Here is a 19,228-nt window from a genome sequence, read left to right on the forward strand (position 1 = left end):
GTCATTTTCCTTGATGATGATAATGCAGGGCGATCAACCGCGCGCGCAGCATGTCGTTCGCCCTCTCGGGATCCGCAGGTGCGGCATCCGATTGCCGTTTGGTGAAATCAGGCATCTTGCCCGGATCGTGGAACGCGAATGCGATCAACTGCGCCAGTTCCTGCTGTAACGTCCTGCGCGCGGCGATTTCGGCCTTTCGGGCCGATCCGGCCGCGCGCAGGATCAGGTCATATTCCCGCAACGTGACACGCCACAGCAATTCATAGGGCTGAGCAGACGCGACCCAGCCCCTCAAAAGTGCGTCCGGGTCTAGGCGCTGCGGGGCGCCTTCTTCTTTTTCCCACCGGCTCCGGCGTTTCGACAGGCGCATCGTTACCCGCCTCAGCGTCTTTACCTTTCGACTTGGGAAACGCCGCTTCAATCGCCTTGCCCAAAAGATCGGCGCAGGCCATCGGCCCGCCCCGTTCCTCCAACACATCCATGGCAATTTCGCGATCAACCCCGGCGCCATCCTCAAGGCAAGTCGCAAAGAAATCGACAATGAACCCGGCGCTGACATGCTCCCCGAGGCCGGACAGCAGCTTGGTCACCGGCTGGTCAAACTTATCTTCCAGCCGCAGTTGCGCGCGGGTGGTCATGCGCAGAACATGCGTCACGCCACCCGCGTCAAACGTCACCCCGCCGACACCGCTCACGAGGTCGCACCTGCGGTATAGGTCGGCGCGCCGGTGGTGCGGACCTTGATGGACAGCATCATGTCCGCGCCCACATCAGCCGACGGCACAAACACGGTGGCATAGCCGGTATATTCGAACACATCGCCGCCGGTTTGCCCGGTTGCGGTTTCCAGCGTGACCTCGAAATAGATCGGCACATCGCTGTTTTGCTTGGCCAAAGCATCGGCATAGAGCGTCGGCGTGTAAAAACACTCGATCGACACTTCGCCGCCGTCCTTCAGTCCCGGCCCATATTCCTTGAACCCACCGGTGCTGTCGAGGCTGGTGCGGTCATTGTAATCGCGCGCCACCTCGGGCACGACGATATTTTTCACTCCGGGGATGGCGACATACGTCGTGCCATCGGTGCCCCATTTCACAGACCCGCCAAAGACGGGAACGGCATCAGTCGCCATTTTCTCTCTCCATTGATTTTAAGTGCCTGCCGGAATGGCCAGCATCAAACGCGGTAAACCACCGCAAAATCCAGCGACACGCGCTGAATGACATCGCCACCGTCCGCCACAGGGCGGTCACGGATGGCGCCCAGGATGGCCGATGTGATCGGCCCTCCCCGGTATCCCGAAAGCAGCCCGCGCACCTGCATCGACAGGTCACGAACCGAAAGATATGTGGTGCCGAAACAATCCACCTGAAGGCGGCCCCGGATCGTGCCGGTGGCCCCATCCAGCGTGACATCCTCAGACCCGCTGACACGGCTCAAAACAATGCGCGGCATCGCATTACCGACGCCCATTGTGCCCCAAGACACGGGATGGCCCAGCGTCAACAGAAGGGTGCGGATATGCTCTTCCATCACGATTTAGGCCAGTGAAGGCTTGAGACACAGTTGAGTTGCTTGATCAGCTGTAAAACCAACTTTCAGACAAGCCTCATAATGTACGCGTCGAATCCTAGCCACCATTGCCGCTTCCCGCTCAATATCCGGCCAACTCGATTCAACTGCCGAAAAAGCGGCCTCACGCTTTGCCGCATCCATGATATTTTTTCCCGTTTTCGGTCCCACAAATGTTTCCTCCTGTGCAAAATGACGCCCATAGGCGTAATAATTGGCTAGATTGTGATTGTTAGCTGTACAGATCTACTTCGCGGCCTTGGCGGCGTTGCGGGCCAGTGTCTTTTTGATCTCCGACCACATGATTTCACCCAGACGTTTCAGCATCTGCGGCTGCTCTGCATCCCAGGCCGGGCGCATGAACGGATCGGCGTGAACGAATCCGACATATTTGCCAGACTTGTGAAACCGGGGCGCCGTGCCAAATTCGATCAGATGCGCATGAGGCGCGCCTTTGCCGTCATCGTCGAAAGGCCCGACATAAAGCGTGGTTTGCGAAGCGGTCTGATCGCCTCGTGCGCTGCCTCTCTGCGATGGCGCCAGTTTTGACGTGACCGTCACCTCAAACGGCGATGCGCTGGCCCGATGTGCCACCGGCTGCAAAACCTTTTTGATCGCCCGCCGCGACACCCCCTTGGCGGTGCCGCGCTTCAGCTCCGCCAACTGGCGTTCCAGCTCGCGCGCACCCTCGAATTTGAAACTTACAGACATGCGCGCCCCTAACCCGTTTCCGTTGTGGCGGTGATTTCAAGCCGGTCATTGCGACCCAACTCCTTGATTCCGACGATCTGATAGGTCACGCCATTGCAAATCAGCCGATCTGCCGGGGTTATGCCCCGAGCGAAACTGGACGACCGCACCACAAACCGGGATCCTGTCTGGGCGCTGACTGCGGCGGCCAAAAACCGTTCTCTGTCAGATACATCCACCTTTGAGGCCCAGACCGGATCGCCGTGATAATCGGCATCCGTATCGGTCCACCCTTCAACCACACCCAACCCATCATCATGGACAGAGGCGCGCAGAAACTGCACCCGGCGGTCGAGCATTCCGGCACGCATCAGACTTGCCCCACGATCACATCCAAAGGATATGCGGGGTCAGCATGTCACGAGCACCATTGGGCAGGGCGACGGCAGAAACGCCGGTCACCACATCCTCGCGGTTTTCGTAAAGCTGACCGACGATCAACAGGATCGCGACGACGAAATCGGCTGGAACATCAGACACATCCCCATATCCCGCGATGAAACGAACCCCCACCGTATCGGCCCCCGCCTGAGTGACCGGCCAGACCGCAGAATTCACCGGCACAATGCGCACGGGCGAAGATCCACGCACCAGGCGGTAAAGCGCCGGATCAAGGATTTTCTCGACACCCGCCCCATCGAGATATGAAATCTGAGAAACCGATTGAACCGGCCCACATGGCAACTCGATAGACCCACCCAAACCAGACAGGCGCAACTCCAACGCCTGGGTCACCAACCGGCGGCGGGTGAAGGATTCCGCCTTCGCCCGCGCCGCCGCGATGTAGATCGCGAACAAATCGTCGTCGTCAGCCGCATCCATGCGGCAATGCGCCCGCGCCCGCGCAACCGTCACCGGCTCGCTGGCCGGTGGGGTGATCACCGTGATCGTCACTGCGCGCCCTGAATTTCGACGGCAACACCGCGCGATTCAAAATGCTTGGCCGATGCCACCGACAGAACCACCTCCTGCCCTTCCCGATAGCGCTCTTCACGGGCGGTGCCGCGCCGCTCATCATCCACGGTGTAATCCTTGACGAACCGCATCAGCACTTCACCGGGACCGGCGACAAATCGCACCGCCGTTCCCGCGCCTTCCGCATCAGCACCAGGCACATCACCCGCCTGATCCACACCCGCAGCAGCATCGGCGTCAGCGTCAGGCGCATCACCCGCCTGAGCCTCTGCGATCACCCCGTCCACGACACTTTTGTCAGCGACATCGTCTTGTTTTGCCTTGGCCATATCCCGTCTCCTGTTTCAAAGAATGATTGACGCGCCGCCACGAGACGGCGCGCCATGCATCACGCGACGGTGACGATCTCGGCCACACTGGCCGCATCGTGATCACTTGCTGGGCCATAGCGGCAATCACTGCCCAACAGCACCGCAGCGGCATCGCTGGTGGCCGTGGCAACGGTCAGGGAAACGCGGACAAAGCCAAACGCATTGGCCATGTCCAAATCACCGGTTGAGAACGAAATCACGGCCTGCGTGTTGCTGTCACTGCCCGCCTGGGTCAGTTGGGTGATTGCGGCGCCGGTCAGATCCTTCGCGCCAGTGCCGGAACCGTCCTGGGCCTGCTCGATCTTGGCGTCGAGTGTGGCCGAGGCCCCAAGATCGCCCGCCGAAACAACGGCCATGAAATTCAGCCAGTCCGCGCAGGACACCCACCCGGTGGCAACCGTCCCGGCGGCATAGGCGTCGGGATCAATCGAGGCCAGCACACCGATGGTGGCCGCCATGGCGACAGTTTTGTTGCTCATGTCTCTCTCCAAATTCTGGATTGTCTGGCCAACCACGCCCAATGCATGGCGGCTTGGGGATTGCGCCGCACCCTGTCAGGGCGGCGCAATCATACTCAGGCGCGTTCGGCCAGCGCGACGAAATGCGATTTCGTGTTCGCGCCGTGGGCCGGTGCAACCGGTGCCGACAAATGCGGCTGACCGCCAAACCGGAACGTCCAGCGGAACGCCTCGATGTTGTGATCGAAATAGAGGTGCATCGACCGGGCATATTTCGGCCCGTTCTGGCGCCGCAGGGCATAATAGCCCTTGGGCGAGATCAGCTGGATATCGCCCTTGTCGCCAAGGCTCTTGGCGTGTTCGCTCAGCTTGATCGGCAGACCCAGCAACATACCGCCCGGCGCATCAACCAGACCGTTGGGCGGCATCCAGATCGGCGTGTCACCCACCTTCATGGTCATCAGCTGCGGCAGGGTGTCGGAATTGGCCATCCAGAACGGTTTGTCGCCCGGCACCCGCAACAGCCGCGAAAACATGTTCATCACGTTTTCAGCAAGGATCGTGTCCGCCGCCTGACTGCCCTCTTTCGCCACGCTGACCAGCGCCCCACCGGCCATCCAGCCCAAAGGCTGATTGACGCCAGAGCCGTAGACCATCGAACTGTTCCGCTTCCACGAAATCGCTTCACCGGCTTTGCGCGTCAGACGCGATTCCAACCGTGGCGCGTCTTCCAGCAATTCCTCGGTCGCCAGCACGAAAGCATAAAGTTCATGCAGCGGCACTGTCCGCTGATCCGTGAGCATCTTGCTCGGGTCCATTTTCTGACCTTCGCCGCGCCAATTGGCCTGCACACCACCACCGCCCCAGGGCGTGGATTCATCGGACAGGGATTTCACCTCGCGCTTGTCGGTTGGCTCTTCATCCACCAGCGGGCCGAACTCATCCAGCTGGTTGACCACCTCATAGATGGAATCACGATAATCAGCCGGCACTTCGAACCCTTCGCCCGACGCGGCCCCGCCAATATGAGTGCCGGTGGGCGTGGCACCCTGGAACAAGCGTGCATCCACCTGCCCGCCCATCCGCGACGCGGCGCGCACAGCACCCGCAAACTCGGACAGCCCTTTGAAACCGCCAGTGGTTGCCGGGTTGGGGTCATTCACGGTGGTCGACAGCGCGGGCGAAATCGCATCCATTGTCCGGCGGCGTTCGGCCTGGGCCTCTGCCTTCTGGATATCCGCCTGTTTTTCCGCGATCTGAGATTCGATCTCGGAATATTGCGCCTCTTCCTCGGCGGTCAGATCGCGACTCTCATTATCCGCCGCATCCAACAGCGCAACGCCCTTGCCCTTCAGGGCCGCAAGCGCCTTTCTCAGCTCAGCCAGCTTGTTCATTTTCCATCCTTTTCAGATAATGCCGGGGTGTCGTTTTTGGTTGCGACACGCCCGGCGCGCGCCACATCGCATCCCCAAATCGGGTTTTCGAAATTCAGATCAGGGACAGACGCCGCCGCTCAATCGACGCGCGCCGCGACCCGGACCGCCCGCCCTTGACCAAGCGTTGCAGCGTTTCGTCCAGCGTCGCCACACGGTCGGCCATACCCAGCTTCACCGCCATCTGGGCGCCATAACACCGCCCGCCGCCCATATGCCGTTCGGCAGTTTCCGGATCCGCGCGCACAATCGAAACCGGAACGCCGCGCGCCTTGGCCACATCCTTGGTGAACATGTCATAAAAGGCTGCACCGTCTGCCGCGATGGCGGCGCGGGCCACCTCATCCAGCGGCTCAAAAGGATTGCCTTCGGTCTTACGCGGGCCGCTGGAAATCATCGTCATGGCGATGCCTTCCATGGCCAGCTTTTCACTGATCTCCTGGTGGATACAGTAAACCCCGATGGACCCGACTTCGCCCGAGGGCGTGACCACAATCTCATCACAGGCGCTGGCGATCCAATAGGCGGCACTGGCCGCCAAGGTATTGGCCACGGCAATGATCGGGCGGTCCGCCCGTTTGGCCGCACGGATGATTGCCGCCGTTTCAGGGACAAGGCCGACCTGCCCGCCGGGGCTGTCGATGTCGATCACGATGGCCGAACAGGCCTGATCATCCGCTGCGGCGCGAAACGCCGCCTGAAACCGTTCCATCGCCACACCGCCGGAAAAGTCGGTCATCATATTGGCGCGCGGCAGGATCGACCCATGCAACCGCAGCACCCGCACCTGCCCCCGTTCCCCGCGCGCCTCACCGCTCAGCGCAACCGGTTTGGCATCTGGATATACCGGATCTGCGCGCGGACCGGCCTGGGCGCGCAGCGCCAGCGCCGCGACGATCTGTTCGGCCTTGGCCGGATGGATAAACCATGTACCCTGCCCAGCCATGCGCAACACGCGCTCAATTTCATGCGACATTTTTTATCACTTTCAGATTCGGGCGCCCGCCGTTTCGCGCAACGCTTTGGCGAAGGAACGCGATGGTATCGCTGGCCTCCTTTCGATCCCGCCCCACATTGCCGACCGGCGCCATGTTCAGCGGCTCCATGAACCGGTCGCCCGCAGGCCCGATCCCGTTCAGATTTTCCCGACGCCGGATTTCGTTGACCGAAAGCCAGCCCCAGTTGCGGCCCAACGCATAGGCCTGAAACCGGCTTTCGATGTCACCGCGCAACAGGCTGTCCACGTTGAATTCGAAATAGAACCGGTCATCAGCATCCAGCAGATGCTTGTTGACGCTGCCCTCGATCATTTCCAGCCACGGGCCCAAGGTGCCGATCACGAAATCCAGTGATTGTTCTTCGATGTTTGAAAACGTCGCCTTGTCGAGGATGCCCACCTTGTGGGGCGGAATCCGCCAAAGCCGCGAAATATCCAGCCACAGCTCTTTGCGCGTTTCCAAAAACTGCGCCTGTTCGTTCGAATGGGCCAGCTGCTCGACATCCATGCCGTATTCAAGAACATTTGGTTTGTGCCGGTTGCGTCCGGTCATCGCCCGCTGCCAGGCCCGCAGGAAATTGTCTTTCGATTCCTTGTCTGCGAAATTTCCCTTGTGCTTGAACAGAATCGACGGGGTCGCATCGTTGGCAAAGAAGCTGTTGGCATACCGCTGCAACGCCAGCGCCGCCCCGATGGCCTCGACTCCATCCCTCAGGATCGGCGAACGCCCGCGCCGCGTGTCACACACCGGCGGCAGCGGAATATACCAAACCTCATCATCCAGCAAAACACGCTCCGGCTTACCCGGTTCGCGCACCCGGAACCGCAGCCCCCGGTCGGCCAGTTCCTCAACCTCGAAATGGCAAGGCGCAATCCGCCACAACCGTTCTCGCGGAGCGCCCTGGTCAACACGTTCGGCCAGAAACACGCCCTCAGCCGCCAGATCGTCAAGCATGTTGGCAAAGAACTCGAAGGATGTTTCGCGTGGGTTCGGATTGCGCAGCAGACGCGCAATCGGGTGGTTGCCACGTCGCACCCGGCTATCATCCTCCTGACGCTCGAACACCGCCAGCGCCAACCCTGCCACCGTCTTGCTCAGCACGTCCAGACAATCACGAACAACCGGCACCGTGCGCGCCCGTTCCACGGTCACCGTGATGCCCGCCGCCGTGGGGCGCCCGGCGATACCATACCAGAAATCATCAGCCGGATCGCGGCTCCGCGCCGCCGGGTCAGCCTCGCCCCGCACCCCGCCGCCGAACATCGAAAACAGCCCCATCACGCCACCTCGTAATCAGCGGGAATGGAAAGGCTGGCCACAGCCGCGACCGGGTTCAGGCGCATGAGCATGAAGGCATTGAGCGCGGCAATCAGCGGATCGATCTTGGCCTTGCCGGATGCCGCTTTGGTGATGATCACTGCGCTCCCCCTTTGTTCACTTTTTGCATTTCCAAGAACCCAATCCATCATCGCCCGCGCCCCATGGCGGAACGTCCCGTCTTTCAATTTCCGCTCCAATCCCCAGATCGCAGGCGACAACTGGGCGCCCTGCCCGATGGCCTTCATCCGGTCCGTCGCGATTCCGCGCAGGGCCATCTCATCAACGATGGCACTGATCCCGAACGGATCGAGGCCAACAGCCCCTGTTGCGGGCAGCAGATTGGCCAGAAACAGTTTCTCGGCCACATCCGCGACCCCGATCACATCGCCGCGCGGATCGTCAGGCTCCAGCAAGATCAGATCCCCGTCATTGGCGAAATCCAGCAGGCGCGGGGCGATTTCCTTGCGCTGCTCCATCACTTCGGGATGCGCCCAGGCGCGGCCCCAGTGCAGCCATTCCTTGGTGCGCCGATCCCGACCCACCACCGCAACACCCAACAGATCATCAAGCCCCCCGCCATCGACCCCCATCACGGCCACCTCTGATCGCTCGATCAAAGTGTCGAGGGTCAGCCCAGGATCACCGGCCTTGGTCCAATGCTGTGATCCGATCCACTTGCCCATCAGGGCCGCGCCGATTTCGACATTGAAATGCTGGCTGGCCAGCAATGCCAGCGCAGCGGCCCCGTCTTTTTTCTTGGCCGTCAGTTCATCCGCCAGATAGGCCGGATCAACCGACACCCCAAAATTCGGGTTGACCATCGGCCAGGTCGCCGGATTCATCCAGCCGCCGTCCTTTGCCATCTTCAACGGCAGTTCATAAAGCACCGCCAGCACCGGCAATGACATCTTGCCATCCCGAACCGCCCGGGCCTTTTCCAACTCGGCCTTGAACACCCCGGCGGGCGGCGATTTGCTCTGGGTTGTGATCTGCATCAGAAACCCGTCCGGGCGTGCGGCCAATGCGCCGCGCACCTCGGTAAAGACATCAGCAGCCTTCGACTTGGTCGCGAATTCATGTGTCTCATCGATCAGCGTGAACGTCGCCTTGCCCCCGGTGATCGCATCAGTATCCGCCGCCTTGATCACGATCTCGGCCAGCGAAACCCGGTGCGTGATCTTCTTCAGGTGATCCTGAAGATGAAACAGCTTTGACAGTTCGGCATCGTGACGGATGATGCCCTTGGCCTGTTTGAACGCGATGGACGCGATGGTTTTGGTTGGCGCGATCAGCAGCAGCTCTGCCTCGGGCCGTTCGTTCATGATGATCGCTGTTACCATGATCGCCGCCGCGATTGACGATTTGCCATTCTTCTTTGGCACCAAAAGAAAGAACTCGCGGATCATCCGGCGCTTGGTGACCGGATCGTAACTTCCAAAGACCACCCGAACCAGGTCGAACACCCAATCCTCGCAGGCCTCGCCATAGGTCGGCGTGCCCATGATGTCCGGCACCCGCAGCCGCTTGAAAATGCGCAGGGCCTTTTCCGCAACCGCATCGAACAGCGGCAATTTCGGGATCAGGGACAGGCGATCCTTGATCCGCTGCTCCCAATCGGGCAGTGCCGTTTCCCAACCGGGGGCAGCGCCCCCAAGCATCAGAGCATCAGTTGGCACGGCCATCGAACTTCAAATCACTGCCCCAATCGCCAGACTCGCCGGTTTCCTCTGCCGCGCGCTGCGCCATCTCTTTCTTGCCAAGACGTTGCGGCTTTTCTTCGCCCGCCTGGGCCTCATCGATCGACACCCGTACGTTCATCAAATCTGATTTGTCGATCATGCGCCCCAGTTCTTTCAGCGCCGCGACATTCCCGGCGGTTGCCATCTCCATAGCCAACTCCAGGCGCCGCGCATCCAGCCGATCCCGCATCCTGTCGCGGTCCTTCAGCTCGGCTCTAAAATACCGCTTGAGGGTGGCCAAAGAGACAGGCCGACCGGTGCTTGGGTTCACCAAGGCATTGGCAACCCGCGTATTGCTCCACCCCAAACCCAGTAACATCTTGACTTTATTGCGATCTTTTTCAGTCACTTCAAAAGACGGTCGCCCCCGCTCCCCTTTACCTTTGGGAACCGGATTGCCAAACAGATCAACGCTCTCCAAAATTCGGCTCCTCCCAAAAAATTCTACGCCTGAGATGGTACGGTGGTCTGGGGGAATGCAGGGGGTGGGGATTACCCCCCTACCCGGTCAGACCCCGAAACCGTGCGCGTTTGTCTCTTGGCGCTGCTTGTCGCCGTCGTGACAAGGCTTGCACAGACACTGAAGGTTGCTGCGATCCCAGAACAGGGCGCGATCACCGCGATGCGGGATCTTGTGGTCAGCAACGAGTTGCGATGTGTCGCCCTCAATCCGCCCGCACATCGCGCAGGTGAAGCGATCCGCAACCAACACCGACCAGCGCAGCCGCTGCCACGCCGCCGTGCCATACCATGCCCGCCAAGCGTGACGATCCCGGCGCGATACATCCGGTTGCGTAACCAGCCGCTCCACCGGCGACGTCAACGAACCAATCGCCGGTTGCAACCTCGACAACTTGGCCATCGCACACCTCATGAAATGGAAAAGACCAGCCGCATCGTTGCAGCTGGCCATATGAACGCGCCAAACAAGGGGCGCGGGATGTCTCGGGACACAATACAGGCGTGGTGCATCGGACCTATGAACCGACGCCAACCGCCCAGCCGTCCGGGCCACAGGCGCCTTGGGCGCGGGGCATCGGACATGAGGCTCTTGGCGGGCAACGTAAGCGCGGCCCGCCGCACCTGTCAAGTATCGCTTGACAACTTAATCAGATCGGCCACATCGGCCAGCGCGGGCGGCACACCACCCAGAAGCGACAACCGCACCCGAACACCATCCGCCGATGTCAGGCTCACCACCTCGCATTGCTGCCCCGCCAACGGCCCCGACCGGAACAGCGCCCGGTCACCGGGGCGCAGGCGCGCAGCGGCAGCCCGCCGCGCCCGCGCCGATCTGCGGGCCGATTCCTTTGCCTCATCCACAGCGCGCATGGCATGCAGCGACCGCAGCCCGCCATCATCCAACCTGCCCCACGATCCGTCTGATGCACAGAGCGCGCCCGTGATGAACGGACAGGCCAGCACCGCGTGAGGACGCACAACACCCTCGAACCGGGCGAACACATAGCCAGGCAGATAGCGCCGGGTGTATTCCCGCAGATGGCCGCGCACCCGCTGTTTGCGCCGCAGCACGGGATGGAAGGCATAAACGCCGCGCCGCTCAAGCCAGCGTTCGGCGGCATCCTCGCGTTGGGGCTGACACAACAGCGCATACCATTCCCGCGCGCCACCCATCGACAGGGCAGCGACTGGCGCATTGGCGGCGATCACATCACCGATGGCGAAAGGTGACATTCGGCTCATGCGCTGACCCCCGGCAAGGCACGCTCACCACGGCCCAGGGCGCGGGCGTTTTCGCATCGGGCAATGGCGGCGCGGCGGCGCTCAAGTGCGGCACGATCCATGGCCGTCAGATCACGGCCCGCCTTTTCCATGGCAACCAGACGCTCATGTTCGCGCACGGCACCGCGCGCCCCTTCGGCGATTTTGCTGACCACGTAATCGCCGGGCCACTTCCAATACGTGGTGACCCACTTCATCAGTTCTGGCGCCCAACCACCCGTCAACGCAGACTGCCCGATCACGCTGGCAAAGACCTTGCGCACCAACGGCCCGGCATCATCACCGGGCGGTTTTTCGATATCCAGCGCCCGTTCGAGGATCCGCACGGCCAGCGGGAACCGGTCGCGTTCCTTACCACCACCCCGCCCCGCCATATCCTCGGCCAGCGCACCCAGACCATCCACGATCATATAAGCCAGCCGCTTGCAAATCTCGTGCTGCATCGCCTCGAACGCCGACGCCTTCATGGCGCCCGGTCGCGTCAGGCCCATGCGCTCCAAGGGTTCAATCAGATGTTCCCGCACCCGTGCCTCACCCGCCTTCTGTTCCTGCTCATTCATCGCCCTGCCCCTTTTCTCAGCCTGCCCGGTTTCCGCCCTTCAAACCGCCCGAATTTCGAGAAGTAAGATGTTCTGTCTTGTCCTGTACTGTTCTGTCTTGTCCTGTAGGGCAATTTCACCAAAACACTGAAATCGTCCTGTAATGACGCTGTAATCCTGCTGAAATGTTACTGAAATCTGCTGAAATCATTTCAGCAATTTCACTTGATTTCAGCTCTTGCTCCCCTCTTTGAAAGGGACGATCCGGCCCGTGTATCCGATAGCGTCGGCCATGCCGGATCGCACATTGTCGGCAGTGATGTGCAACTCGGTGCGCTCGAACCATTCGGCCACCTCATGAATTGCGCGATCATCGCCGACGATGTGTTCCTGAATCCCGATTTCCAGCATCTTCTTGCGAATGCGAGCCTTGCGCACCGCCAGACGGCCCGCCTCGCGGCCAGCCGCCCTGCCCCTCTTGCGCTTGGACATTTCCTTGACGATCTTCAGGATCAGGCTTGGATGGCCCAACCGTTCACTCACGATTTCGCCGTCGCCGTCTGCAATCAGGACTGGCACCCAACCATGCAGCACAGCGGCGCGCACCTCGCGCCATTCACCCACGGTCGAGTATCCGGCCATCTCCGCCAGCTCCACGTCACAGGTGGGCAGGGTTCCGGCGGGATCCTCATATATGGCGCCGGTCCACAAAAGCAGCGCCGTACCGATATCGGCCCGCCGCCCCTCCATGAGCGCCTTACGCTTGAAACGCGACCCAATGAACTTGTGACCATAGAACGGAAACCAATCGTGCGAGGCCAATGTCTCACCCAGCTTCACTGGCCAGATTTCAGGCTGATCGCTCATCTGTCTGCCCCCTGTGCAAGCGCCCGCAGCCGATCACCAAGATCGGCGGCGCGCCCGGTGTCGCGTTCAGTGGCAATGTCAGCACACCCCACACCAGCCTGCCCCAGCTCCCCCGCAATCGCGCCATAGCCGCACAGGTCAACGAAATTATCGGCGTGGCCGGGGTTGCCCTTGGCGCGGACCAGCTTGAACCCCACCATCAGTTGCGCCACATCCAGCGCGCTCAGAGGGCCGTTCAGCCGCGCCCCCAAATACCAGTTCCAGATGGCCGCAACATCGGCAAAACTGTCCTCAGCCGCGCCATGGGTGGCCGCACGGTCAACGGTGATCGCCTGCTTGGCAGTGTCGAGTATGGCGGAACGGTTCATCACTTCACCGCCATCGCTTTCGGCCCAAACGCGGTGCGAATGGCCTGCACCGTCTTGGCCTGATCCTGCGCGGCACGAATTTTCACCCGGCACTCGCCCGCCAGACGCTCATGCTCGGCCAACATCTTCTGCATGTCAGCAATCGCCGCATTCAGCGTTTCCAAGGTGATCTCAAGTTCCTCGTTCCCGCCACCCGCGCCGAACAAATCCTCGCGGATTTCCGCAACCCAACCCGGCATACAGCCGTCACCAATGACCTCTGCCACGGTTTTGTCGGTATCGGCGCCCTTATAGCGCCCCCGCTTTTCGTCATACACCTCAAGGATCAGCCGGGTAATTTCGCGCTTCTGTTCGCGACTCACCTCCCGCACTGCCGGAACCTGCACCACTTTCCCCATTTCAATCTCCTGATCCTGAACTGCACCTTCGCTCGGCGCATGCGCTTTTGCTTTGGAAACGCAGGTGGGGCAGTGATGCTTGCGCTTCACGATCCGCCAACCTTTCCCCTGAATCTTGGTGGCGATCTGGCCTTTATGTGGCACCCACGCCTTGCTACCGCTGGCGCGATCATAATCGCAGGCCACAACCTCGGACCGACCGCAAATATTGCAAACCACTTTGGCGCAACTGGCCCCTGTCTGATGGATCGCGCGGATCACGCCGCCATCTCCCGCTCCAACCGCCCGCAGGCCACGTCAAACCACTTGCGCTCCAGCTCGATCCCAACAGCGCGCCGGCCAATTTGCGCAGCGGCCATCAATGTCGCGCCAGACCCGGCAAACGGGTCCAGAACCACGCCACCCACAGGGCAGGAATTGGTGATGTAATAGGCCATCAGCGCCACCGGCTTTTCAGTGGGGTGACCGGACTCGCGCGGCGCATTCAGGGTGAACAACTGCTTTGATCCGCAATCGAAAATGCCCTTTGGGTTGGCCTGGCCCTTGAACAGGTACAGGGTGAACTCAAGGTTCTTCATGTACCAGCGGTTGCGCGTTGAGCGCACCTTGTCCCAGACCAGCAGGTTGTGAAACTGAAACCCGGCACCGGTAAAGGCCGCATGCGCCGCCCAGATATTCTTGTCATTCGCCATGATGTAGCAATCGGCATCCTCGGCGCAGGCGCGCCAGATCGGCCCGCCCATCTGGTGCCAGGGCATCCCGGCCATCAGATCACCGCGATTGTCATAGGCATCCTGCGCAAACAGCCCGCCCATCGCCTGAACGGCATTGCCCCCCGAGGTCAGCGAATAGGGCGGATCACTGACCACGCAATCGGCGCGGAGCCCCTCGGCCACCAGTTCCGGCAACACCTCGCGCATATCACCCAGGATCACCCGAACACCGCCGATCACCGCCTGATCCACGATCCCGCTCATACCCGCATTCCCGGCGGCACAGCGCGCACCTTTTCGCGCGGGCGCAGCACGATGCGCCGGGCCTCTCCGCTGCTGTACCCACCACGCCGCACCAGCGTATCATGATCCCGCCGTTGCTCCGGCGTCAGATCGGACTGTAGGGTGTGTGGCACGCCCGGATTCGGGTGCGCCAGCAGGAACGATTTCACCACGTCGCGCGACACCCCGACATGCGCAGCAATCGAGGCCCTCGTTAACCCGCCCCGCACCGCAGCGCGCAACGCCCGCTCAACACCCGCATCATGCCGCCAGATATCAGCAGCCAGCGGCGCGGGGCGCACCAAATCCGGGTTGTCGCGCGCGAATGTCTCAACCTGCCGCCGCCCAACCCCCAGCGCCGCTGCAATACCTGTGATCGTGCCGCCCGCCTCAAACGCCCGGCGCAAGGCCTCGGCCAACTGCGGATCACGCGCCCATCTGGGCCAGGCCTCGCGCCGCGCCTTCACCAGATCAGGCCGGTTCGTCAGCGCCTTGTCTACGGTCGAAACGCTGACACCGCACCGCCGCGCGACCTCGGCCACGCTCATGTGACCGGCCAATAATTCAACAATCTGCGAGCGCGTCGCCGGGGTTATGCCGCGATGATATGCCATCAAACCACCACCCCCAAGGCACGGGGGCGCGCCCCACAACGCCCCCGCACCCCGACAGGCAGGGCAGCGCGGGCGCGGGCAGCCACCGCGCCAGGCCGCTCAGCCGCCTGTATTCCAAAACCGCCGATCATGACCGACCGCCCTTGACCCGCTGGAAAAATTTTTCCGAACGGGACCGCCAGCGATCCCCCCGGCGCTCCCACAACGCACGGCGCCGCTCGGCCATTTCCGACCACGACACGAACCACAGGCTCAGAACGTACAACCCCATGCGCCCCAGCATCACGCGACCCTCCCGCGAATGGGGTCCAGCGCCCAACCAACACCGGCCAACGCCATGACGGCAAAGACATAGGACACCCCGGCATCGTTATCGCAGCGCAACCAGTTGATGACCTGCCGTTCCGACACCCCAAGAACCGGCGCGCCGATCCGCGCCACCTCACGTTCGCTGTTGGCCGGAAACGCCCGCCACAGCAGCGCCGCAAAGGCCTTGCGCGACCGGGTTTTGTGGCGCTGATCCAGAAAATCAGCCCGTCGATGATTTTGTGAAAGATTTTTCCGCATTTCGCCCTCATGTTTGATCTGTGACGGATCAAAAGAAACAAAAGAGGACGGACGGGGCGCGGCAGTCATGCTGCGCCCCAGTTCAATTCAGATACCCCGTTATTGCAGCGAATCGGAATATCGCCCCACAGTTCGGCATGGGGGCCTTGATCGCCTCTCGGCAACCTGACCGGAGACACGGAATGTTCAACGCTTTTCGGCGCATTTTCGCCAGCAAAACCGAAACTACGACCACGCCCGACCCCGCCGCGCCGACCGAGGAAAACATCCTTGACCAGACATTCCGCTTTATCGGCTTGGATGTCGAAACAGCGAATCGCGACACGTCCAGCATTTGCCAGCTTGGCCTTGCCATGGTGACGCCGGATGGGCGCATACACACCCTGTCGTTCCTGATTGACCCGGAAATGCCGTTTGACGCGGGCAACATCGGCATCCACGGCATCACCAAGAAACAGGTGCAGGGCTACCCGACCCTGCCAAAAGTCATTGAGGCACTTCGCCCGTTTCTGGAACGCCACCCACTGGTGCAGCACAGCAACTTTGACAAAAATGCAATCACAGGCGCCTGTCGGCGCTATCAGATCGCGGACCTTCACGCCCACTGGCACGATAGCGTGACCATCGCCCGCCGTGCCTGGCCGCAGCTTCGCGGCAACGGTGGCCACGGCCTCGCCAATCTGACTGGCCACTTGCAGATCGAATTCCGACATCACGACGCTGCCGAAGATGCAAAAGCTGCCGCTCTTGTGGTCCTTCACGCCGAAAAGGAAACGGGCCAAACCTTTGCCGAACTGGCCAAACCCGCCCGCTATGGCAAACCGCAACCGGTCAAACAGATTGGCATTGCAGGCCGCGAGGGCGGCGCGCACTTCGGGCAAGTCGTGTGTTTCACCGGCCAGATCAGCCTGTCGCGAACCGAAGCGGCAACCTTGGCGGCAGGGGCGGGAATGACTGTGAAAGTCAGCATGAGCAAAAAGATCACCCTTCTGGTCGTCGGCGATCAGGATCTTACGCTGCTGGCAGGACACGACAAAAGCACCAAACACCGCCGCGCAGACGAGCTGATCGCCGAAGGGACACCCATTCGCATAATCGGCGAAAGCGAGTTTCGCCGGATGATCGGGGATTGATGGATCACCCATCTGCAACCGGCAATCTGTTGAGTGCCTTGCGGCAAATTTGGTTTCATGCATTCTGGAAAGATGAACGATGGCCCCTGGAAACGCCCCGCCCCGCCTGCGCCCACAACCGTACCACCGGTTGCGCGCCGCAAACCGCAAACCGTCGCAGCGCCACTTATCAACGGCAGCGCCAAGACATGCCCGAACTGCGCATCTGTCGTTTCGCCCAAGGCGTTCGACTGCCCCGGCTGCGGTCATCCGCTGCGAAAGGCACGGCGCGGCCCCATCGGCTGGACGCTGAAATGGCTTTTCATCCTGTTCAACCTGATGATGGTCGTCTCGCTGTTCGTCGGCCTCGGATCGGTTGGCGACACGATGAACACCGCAACATCCGAGGCGGAACGCGCTGGCACGGCCATAGGCGCAACAATCGGCATAGGAATGGTGCTGGTCGTCTGGATGGCCGGTGCCGTCATCCTTGGCCTGCTGGTGCTGCTGACCCGCCCGAAAAAATAATTGCGCTGAATCGGGCAACGTCATGCGAAAAACGGCAATCATGCTGCTGCCCTAGGCACGGCATGAAGACTTATGATCAGGTCAGCCGTAACAGCCAGGCCCCGCACGCGGGCCGCCTTCAGCAAGCCCAGATGATATTTGGACGGCACCGCCCCATTTTCGGCCCACTTATGGACTTGACCCGTCGAAACAAGAAAATCCGATTGCATACGGATTTCCTGCGCCAGCACCGCGCGGGTTGGCCACAGATTGATCAAGGATCGGACGTCGGAAACATCAGTCATGCAATCGCTCTAATCGAAATTTCTTCGATATGTCAATGATCGAAAAATCTTCGATAGACGTTTTTTCGATAATCCCTTTCCTAAAGTCAGGAAATTGCAGGACAAAAAAATGGTCAAACATAACCCGTTCAACCCCACTGCTGTCGGCGCACGACTACAGGCCCTCCGAGAGCATCACGACAAAACCCGTGCTGAATTTGCTGAATCAATAGGCATTGACCCGACGAGCTACGGCAGGATCGAAAAGGGGCTGAAGCCATTAAAAGCCGAAATGGCCTATAATGTAGCCGAGCGCTGGGGGGTTTCTATGGATTTCCTTTATCGGGGGCGTCTGACGGAACTCCCCGCCGCGCTTGCCGACAACCTCATCAGGCGCCTTACCCACGACCAACTATAGGCCCGGTCAATAGACACGCAGCAGAGGCGTGAGATCATGAACAGTAAATTTTCCTCGGCATCATAATTCATTTCTTGTTCCGCATCTGTTCTCCACCCAAGCAAACACAACCACGCAGCGCAATATCGGTCAATCGACATTTCTTCGATATTTTTCTTTGACAATCGACAAAACTTCGATATTCCTCCTGTCAAAAGGAGGCACCCATGTCACACCCGTTTACCCCCGATCCCCTGAGCGCCTTTATCGGGCGCCTTGATCGCGCGATTGCCGATATGGTGATCGCCGAAGTGCTGGAAACCAGCGGTGCTTTTCCCACCGCCCAACGATCCCCCGACAGCCACGCCATCTTTGTGCTGGATCTGCATGGCATCACGGCCACCGGCCTGTGCGAAACGGGTGCCATCAACAACTGGATCGCCCTCGCAAGAGATCACCTCTGCCAAAGGGCCGCGTGATGGCCCTGCGTCTTGTGCCCCACACACCCCGCCCCGCCCGCCGGTTCCCCACCATCAAACCCGGCCTGCCCACCTTGGTCTTGTCCTGCGTCCTGGGCGGCATCGCGCTCTGCGCCACAATGCTGGTGGTGCTGCCATGATCCCCGAAATCCGCACCCTCACCGCCATTCTCGAAACCGCCGAATTGCTTGGCCCCGTCGGGCGTCAGCAGTTTGTCATCGAAACCGCGCTGGCCCACGGCACCCTGTCCAGCCGCGCCCGCGATGGTGACGCCAAACCCCTGACGGTGATCGAGGCTTTGGGCGCAGTGGCCGAGGCCGAAACACTGCCCTGCGCCTGTGCCGCATGGCTCACCACCGCCCGGGCCGAACTCTGCCGCCTGCGCAGCCTGCGCCGCGCCATGGCCACCCTCAATCGCCCCTATGCGGCCACATCCACCCAGCGTGACGCCTGCGAAACCCTGCTGACCCAATCATCCCGGTTCGATCACCGGATGCTGGCCCGTCAGCGCCTCATGGCCCTGCCCACCGGTTTCGCCCATGCCGCCGAATGACACCGCACCGCAACAAGCGGGCATCCTGTGCAACGATCCAAGGTTCCAACGGTTCGCCGCCACCCGCTGTGGCCTGCCCGGTGAACAATTCAGTGCCAGCGCCGCCGCCGAATATCTGCGCGACTGTTGCCACATCACCAGCCGCCGCCAGCTGGCCAGCGACACCACCGCGCACCGGCAATTCCAGATGCTGCGCGCCGAATTTGACGCATGGACCGGCAAACTCGGCTGCCCACGCTAACCCTTGCC

General features: G+C 61.1%; 32 protein-coding genes. 7 read left to right on the top strand and 25 right to left on the bottom strand.

The window, feature by feature from the left end:
- Window position 1: 1 nt before the first annotated feature.
- The 24 genes from AC0L7P_RS15550 to AC0L7P_RS15665 all read right to left on the bottom strand — a co-directional run bounded on the left by AC0L7P_RS15550 (window position 2) and on the right by AC0L7P_RS15665 (window position 15,647).
- Window positions 2-295, bottom strand: coding sequence for a hypothetical protein (locus tag AC0L7P_RS15550; RefSeq protein WP_473433550.1), 294 nt, complete (start codon window positions 293-295; stop codon window positions 2-4).
- Window positions 261-695 carry a hypothetical protein gene (locus AC0L7P_RS15555; protein ID WP_473433551.1) on the bottom strand — a complete coding sequence of 145 codons (435 nt, stop codon included), beginning with the start codon at window positions 693-695 and terminating at the stop codon, window positions 261-263. The genes AC0L7P_RS15550 and AC0L7P_RS15555 overlap by 35 nt, the downstream gene beginning before the upstream one ends.
- Window positions 692-1,132 (bottom strand): phage tail protein, encoded by a 441-nt coding sequence (locus tag AC0L7P_RS15560; protein ID WP_473433552.1) that lies wholly within the window; start codon window positions 1,130-1,132, stop codon window positions 692-694. The genes AC0L7P_RS15555 and AC0L7P_RS15560 overlap by 4 nt, the downstream gene beginning before the upstream one ends.
- Window positions 1,133-1,176: 44 nt before the next feature.
- Window positions 1,177-1,455 carry a hypothetical protein gene (locus tag AC0L7P_RS15565; RefSeq protein WP_473433553.1) on the bottom strand — a complete coding sequence of 93 codons (279 nt, stop codon included), beginning with the start codon at window positions 1,453-1,455 and terminating at the stop codon, window positions 1,177-1,179.
- Window positions 1,456-1,818: 363 nt separating this feature from the next.
- Window positions 1,819-2,283 (bottom strand): HK97-gp10 family putative phage morphogenesis protein, encoded by a 465-nt coding sequence (locus AC0L7P_RS15570; protein WP_473433554.1) that lies wholly within the window; start codon window positions 2,281-2,283, stop codon window positions 1,819-1,821.
- An 8-nt stretch (window positions 2,284-2,291) separates the two neighbouring features.
- Complete coding sequence (locus AC0L7P_RS15575; protein WP_473433555.1) at window positions 2,292-2,633, bottom strand: head-tail adaptor protein; 342 nt, start codon at window positions 2,631-2,633, stop codon at window positions 2,292-2,294.
- A 16-nt stretch (window positions 2,634-2,649) separates the two neighbouring features.
- Window positions 2,650-3,216, bottom strand: a complete 567-nt coding sequence (locus tag AC0L7P_RS15580) for a head-tail connector protein (RefSeq protein WP_473433556.1) — start codon at window positions 3,214-3,216, stop codon at window positions 2,650-2,652.
- Window positions 3,213-3,566 carry a hypothetical protein gene (locus AC0L7P_RS15585; RefSeq protein ID WP_473433557.1) on the bottom strand — a complete coding sequence of 118 codons (354 nt, stop codon included), beginning with the start codon at window positions 3,564-3,566 and terminating at the stop codon, window positions 3,213-3,215. The genes AC0L7P_RS15580 and AC0L7P_RS15585 overlap by 4 nt, the downstream gene beginning before the upstream one ends.
- Before the next feature lie 59 nt (window positions 3,567-3,625).
- Complete coding sequence (locus tag AC0L7P_RS15590; RefSeq protein WP_473433558.1) at window positions 3,626-4,087, bottom strand: hypothetical protein; 462 nt, start codon at window positions 4,085-4,087, stop codon at window positions 3,626-3,628.
- A gap of 95 nt (window positions 4,088-4,182) precedes the next feature.
- Window positions 4,183-5,460, bottom strand: a complete 1,278-nt coding sequence (locus AC0L7P_RS15595; protein ID WP_473433559.1) for a phage major capsid protein — start codon at window positions 5,458-5,460, stop codon at window positions 4,183-4,185.
- Between the two features lie 94 nt (window positions 5,461-5,554).
- Complete coding sequence (locus AC0L7P_RS15600; RefSeq protein WP_473433560.1) at window positions 5,555-6,475, bottom strand: S49 family peptidase; 921 nt, start codon at window positions 6,473-6,475, stop codon at window positions 5,555-5,557.
- Window positions 6,465-7,775, bottom strand: coding sequence for a phage portal protein (locus AC0L7P_RS15605; RefSeq protein ID WP_473433561.1), 1,311 nt, complete (start codon window positions 7,773-7,775; stop codon window positions 6,465-6,467). Before AC0L7P_RS15605 ends, AC0L7P_RS15600 begins: the two co-directional genes overlap by 11 nt.
- Entirely contained in the window at window positions 7,775-9,475 is a 1,701-nt protein-coding gene (locus tag AC0L7P_RS15610; RefSeq protein WP_473433562.1) for a terminase large subunit, read from the bottom strand. Before AC0L7P_RS15610 ends, AC0L7P_RS15605 begins: the two co-directional genes overlap by 1 nt.
- Window positions 9,476-9,482: 7 nt before the next feature.
- Window positions 9,483-9,977 (bottom strand): resolvase, encoded by a 495-nt coding sequence (locus AC0L7P_RS15615; protein ID WP_473433563.1) that lies wholly within the window; start codon window positions 9,975-9,977, stop codon window positions 9,483-9,485.
- A gap of 87 nt (window positions 9,978-10,064) precedes the next feature.
- Window positions 10,065-10,418 (bottom strand): HNH endonuclease, encoded by a 354-nt coding sequence (locus tag AC0L7P_RS15620; protein ID WP_473433564.1) that lies wholly within the window; start codon window positions 10,416-10,418, stop codon window positions 10,065-10,067.
- Between the two features lie 224 nt (window positions 10,419-10,642).
- Entirely contained in the window at window positions 10,643-11,260 is a 618-nt protein-coding gene (locus AC0L7P_RS15625) for a transcription termination/antitermination NusG family protein (RefSeq protein WP_473433565.1), read from the bottom strand.
- Entirely contained in the window at window positions 11,257-11,859 is a 603-nt protein-coding gene (locus AC0L7P_RS15630; RefSeq protein ID WP_473433566.1) for a hypothetical protein, read from the bottom strand. The genes AC0L7P_RS15625 and AC0L7P_RS15630 overlap by 4 nt, the downstream gene beginning before the upstream one ends.
- Window positions 11,860-12,069: 210 nt before the next feature.
- Window positions 12,070-12,705, bottom strand: coding sequence for a hypothetical protein (locus AC0L7P_RS15635; RefSeq protein WP_473433567.1), 636 nt, complete (start codon window positions 12,703-12,705; stop codon window positions 12,070-12,072).
- Entirely contained in the window at window positions 12,702-13,073 is a 372-nt protein-coding gene (locus AC0L7P_RS15640) for a DUF6378 domain-containing protein (RefSeq protein ID WP_473433568.1), read from the bottom strand. The genes AC0L7P_RS15635 and AC0L7P_RS15640 overlap by 4 nt, the downstream gene beginning before the upstream one ends.
- Complete coding sequence (locus AC0L7P_RS15645; protein ID WP_473433569.1) at window positions 13,073-13,471, bottom strand: hypothetical protein; 399 nt, start codon at window positions 13,469-13,471, stop codon at window positions 13,073-13,075. The genes AC0L7P_RS15640 and AC0L7P_RS15645 overlap by 1 nt, the downstream gene beginning before the upstream one ends.
- 257 nt (window positions 13,472-13,728) lie before the next feature.
- Window positions 13,729-14,448 (bottom strand): DNA-methyltransferase, encoded by a 720-nt coding sequence (locus tag AC0L7P_RS15650; protein ID WP_473433570.1) that lies wholly within the window; start codon window positions 14,446-14,448, stop codon window positions 13,729-13,731.
- Entirely contained in the window at window positions 14,445-15,080 is a 636-nt protein-coding gene (locus tag AC0L7P_RS15655; RefSeq protein ID WP_473433571.1) for a helix-turn-helix domain-containing protein, read from the bottom strand. The genes AC0L7P_RS15650 and AC0L7P_RS15655 overlap by 4 nt, the downstream gene beginning before the upstream one ends.
- Before the next feature lie 127 nt (window positions 15,081-15,207).
- Window positions 15,208-15,366, bottom strand: coding sequence for a hypothetical protein (locus AC0L7P_RS15660; protein ID WP_473433572.1), 159 nt, complete (start codon window positions 15,364-15,366; stop codon window positions 15,208-15,210).
- Window positions 15,363-15,647, bottom strand: coding sequence for a hypothetical protein (locus AC0L7P_RS15665; RefSeq protein ID WP_473433573.1), 285 nt, complete (start codon window positions 15,645-15,647; stop codon window positions 15,363-15,365). The genes AC0L7P_RS15660 and AC0L7P_RS15665 overlap by 4 nt, the downstream gene beginning before the upstream one ends.
- A gap of 182 nt (window positions 15,648-15,829) precedes the next feature.
- Between AC0L7P_RS15665 and AC0L7P_RS15670 the strand changes: the two genes are divergently transcribed.
- Together AC0L7P_RS15670 and AC0L7P_RS15675 are read left to right on the top strand one after the other, a co-directional pair.
- A complete protein-coding gene (locus tag AC0L7P_RS15670; protein WP_473433574.1) occupies window positions 15,830-16,780 on the top strand; it encodes an exonuclease domain-containing protein in 951 nt (316 codons plus the stop codon).
- A gap of 72 nt (window positions 16,781-16,852) precedes the next feature.
- Window positions 16,853-17,287 (top strand): paraquat-inducible protein A, encoded by a 435-nt coding sequence (locus AC0L7P_RS15675; RefSeq protein WP_473433575.1) that lies wholly within the window; start codon window positions 16,853-16,855, stop codon window positions 17,285-17,287.
- Window positions 17,288-17,325: 38 nt separating this feature from the next.
- Here the strand turns inward: AC0L7P_RS15675 and AC0L7P_RS15680 are convergent, their stop codons facing one another.
- Entirely contained in the window at window positions 17,326-17,571 is a 246-nt protein-coding gene (locus tag AC0L7P_RS15680; RefSeq protein WP_473433576.1) for a hypothetical protein, read from the bottom strand.
- Between the two features lie 94 nt (window positions 17,572-17,665).
- Here AC0L7P_RS15680 and AC0L7P_RS15685 point away from each other — a divergent pair, with 94 nt between their 5' ends.
- The 5 genes from AC0L7P_RS15685 (at window position 17,666) to AC0L7P_RS15705 (ending at window position 19,220) form a co-directional block, all read left to right on the top strand.
- Window positions 17,666-17,968, top strand: a complete 303-nt coding sequence (locus AC0L7P_RS15685; RefSeq protein ID WP_473433577.1) for a helix-turn-helix domain-containing protein — start codon at window positions 17,666-17,668, stop codon at window positions 17,966-17,968.
- 206 nt (window positions 17,969-18,174) lie between these two features.
- On the top strand, window positions 18,175-18,426 hold the full coding sequence (locus tag AC0L7P_RS15690; RefSeq protein WP_473433578.1) for a hypothetical protein: 252 nt from the start codon (window positions 18,175-18,177) through the stop codon (window positions 18,424-18,426).
- Window positions 18,426-18,566 (top strand): hypothetical protein, encoded by a 141-nt coding sequence (locus tag AC0L7P_RS15695; RefSeq protein WP_473433579.1) that lies wholly within the window; start codon window positions 18,426-18,428, stop codon window positions 18,564-18,566. Before AC0L7P_RS15690 ends, AC0L7P_RS15695 begins: the two co-directional genes overlap by 1 nt.
- Window positions 18,563-18,979: a hypothetical protein gene (locus AC0L7P_RS15700; protein WP_473433580.1), complete on the top strand. Its 417-nt coding sequence runs from the start codon at window positions 18,563-18,565 to the stop codon at window positions 18,977-18,979. The genes AC0L7P_RS15695 and AC0L7P_RS15700 overlap by 4 nt, the downstream gene beginning before the upstream one ends.
- A complete protein-coding gene (locus AC0L7P_RS15705; RefSeq protein ID WP_473433581.1) occupies window positions 18,966-19,220 on the top strand; it encodes a hypothetical protein in 255 nt (84 codons plus the stop codon). The genes AC0L7P_RS15700 and AC0L7P_RS15705 overlap by 14 nt, the downstream gene beginning before the upstream one ends.
- Window positions 19,221-19,228 lie beyond the last annotated feature (8 nt).

Source organism: Oceaniglobus sp. K40-3, assembly GCF_055808395.1.

Bases quoted from the DNA above. Each gene is read 5' to 3' on its own strand.
- AC0L7P_RS15560 (WP_473433552.1), bottom strand. From the start codon at position 1,132: ATGGCGACTGATGCCGTTCCCGTCTTTGGCGGGTCTGTGAAATGGGGC.
- AC0L7P_RS15565 (WP_473433553.1), bottom strand. From the start codon at position 1,455: ATGCCGCGCATTGTTTTGAGCCGTGTCAGCGGGTCTGAGGATGTCACG.
- AC0L7P_RS15570 (WP_473433554.1), bottom strand. From the start codon at position 2,283: ATGTCTGTAAGTTTCAAATTCGAGGGTGCGCGCGAGCTGGAACGCCAG.
- AC0L7P_RS15575 (WP_473433555.1), bottom strand. From the start codon at position 2,633: ATGCGTGCCGGAATGCTCGACCGCCGGGTGCAGTTTCTGCGCGCCTCT.
- AC0L7P_RS15585 (WP_473433557.1), bottom strand. From the start codon at position 3,566: ATGGCCAAGGCAAAACAAGACGATGTCGCTGACAAAAGTGTCGTGGAC.
- AC0L7P_RS15590 (WP_473433558.1), bottom strand. From the start codon at position 4,087: ATGAGCAACAAAACTGTCGCCATGGCGGCCACCATCGGTGTGCTGGCC.
- AC0L7P_RS15595 (WP_473433559.1), bottom strand. From the start codon at position 5,460: ATGAACAAGCTGGCTGAGCTGAGAAAGGCGCTTGCGGCCCTGAAGGGC.
- AC0L7P_RS15600 (WP_473433560.1), bottom strand. From the start codon at position 6,475: ATGTCGCATGAAATTGAGCGCGTGTTGCGCATGGCTGGGCAGGGTACA.
- AC0L7P_RS15605 (WP_473433561.1), bottom strand. From the start codon at position 7,775: ATGGGGCTGTTTTCGATGTTCGGCGGCGGGGTGCGGGGCGAGGCTGAC.
- AC0L7P_RS15610 (WP_473433562.1), bottom strand. From the start codon at position 9,475: ATGCTTGGGGGCGCTGCCCCCGGTTGGGAAACGGCACTGCCCGATTGG.
- AC0L7P_RS15620 (WP_473433564.1), bottom strand. From the start codon at position 10,418: ATGGCCAAGTTGTCGAGGTTGCAACCGGCGATTGGTTCGTTGACGTCG.
- AC0L7P_RS15625 (WP_473433565.1), bottom strand. From the start codon at position 11,260: ATGAGCCGAATGTCACCTTTCGCCATCGGTGATGTGATCGCCGCCAAT.
- AC0L7P_RS15630 (WP_473433566.1), bottom strand. From the start codon at position 11,859: ATGAATGAGCAGGAACAGAAGGCGGGTGAGGCACGGGTGCGGGAACAT.
- AC0L7P_RS15635 (WP_473433567.1), bottom strand. From the start codon at position 12,705: ATGAGCGATCAGCCTGAAATCTGGCCAGTGAAGCTGGGTGAGACATTG.
- AC0L7P_RS15640 (WP_473433568.1), bottom strand. From the start codon at position 13,073: ATGAACCGTTCCGCCATACTCGACACTGCCAAGCAGGCGATCACCGTT.
- AC0L7P_RS15645 (WP_473433569.1), bottom strand. From the start codon at position 13,471: ATGGGGAAAGTGGTGCAGGTTCCGGCAGTGCGGGAGGTGAGTCGCGAA.
- AC0L7P_RS15650 (WP_473433570.1), bottom strand. From the start codon at position 14,448: ATGAGCGGGATCGTGGATCAGGCGGTGATCGGCGGTGTTCGGGTGATC.
- AC0L7P_RS15655 (WP_473433571.1), bottom strand. From the start codon at position 15,080: ATGGCATATCATCGCGGCATAACCCCGGCGACGCGCTCGCAGATTGTT.
- AC0L7P_RS15665 (WP_473433573.1), bottom strand. From the start codon at position 15,647: ATGCGGAAAAATCTTTCACAAAATCATCGACGGGCTGATTTTCTGGAT.
- AC0L7P_RS15670 (WP_473433574.1), top strand. From the start codon at position 15,830: ATGTTCAACGCTTTTCGGCGCATTTTCGCCAGCAAAACCGAAACTACG.
- AC0L7P_RS15675 (WP_473433575.1), top strand. From the start codon at position 16,853: ATGAACGATGGCCCCTGGAAACGCCCCGCCCCGCCTGCGCCCACAACC.
- AC0L7P_RS15680 (WP_473433576.1), bottom strand. From the start codon at position 17,571: ATGACTGATGTTTCCGACGTCCGATCCTTGATCAATCTGTGGCCAACC.
- AC0L7P_RS15690 (WP_473433578.1), top strand. From the start codon at position 18,175: ATGTCACACCCGTTTACCCCCGATCCCCTGAGCGCCTTTATCGGGCGC.
- AC0L7P_RS15695 (WP_473433579.1), top strand. From the start codon at position 18,426: ATGGCCCTGCGTCTTGTGCCCCACACACCCCGCCCCGCCCGCCGGTTC.
- AC0L7P_RS15700 (WP_473433580.1), top strand. From the start codon at position 18,563: ATGATCCCCGAAATCCGCACCCTCACCGCCATTCTCGAAACCGCCGAA.
- AC0L7P_RS15705 (WP_473433581.1), top strand. From the start codon at position 18,966: ATGCCGCCGAATGACACCGCACCGCAACAAGCGGGCATCCTGTGCAAC.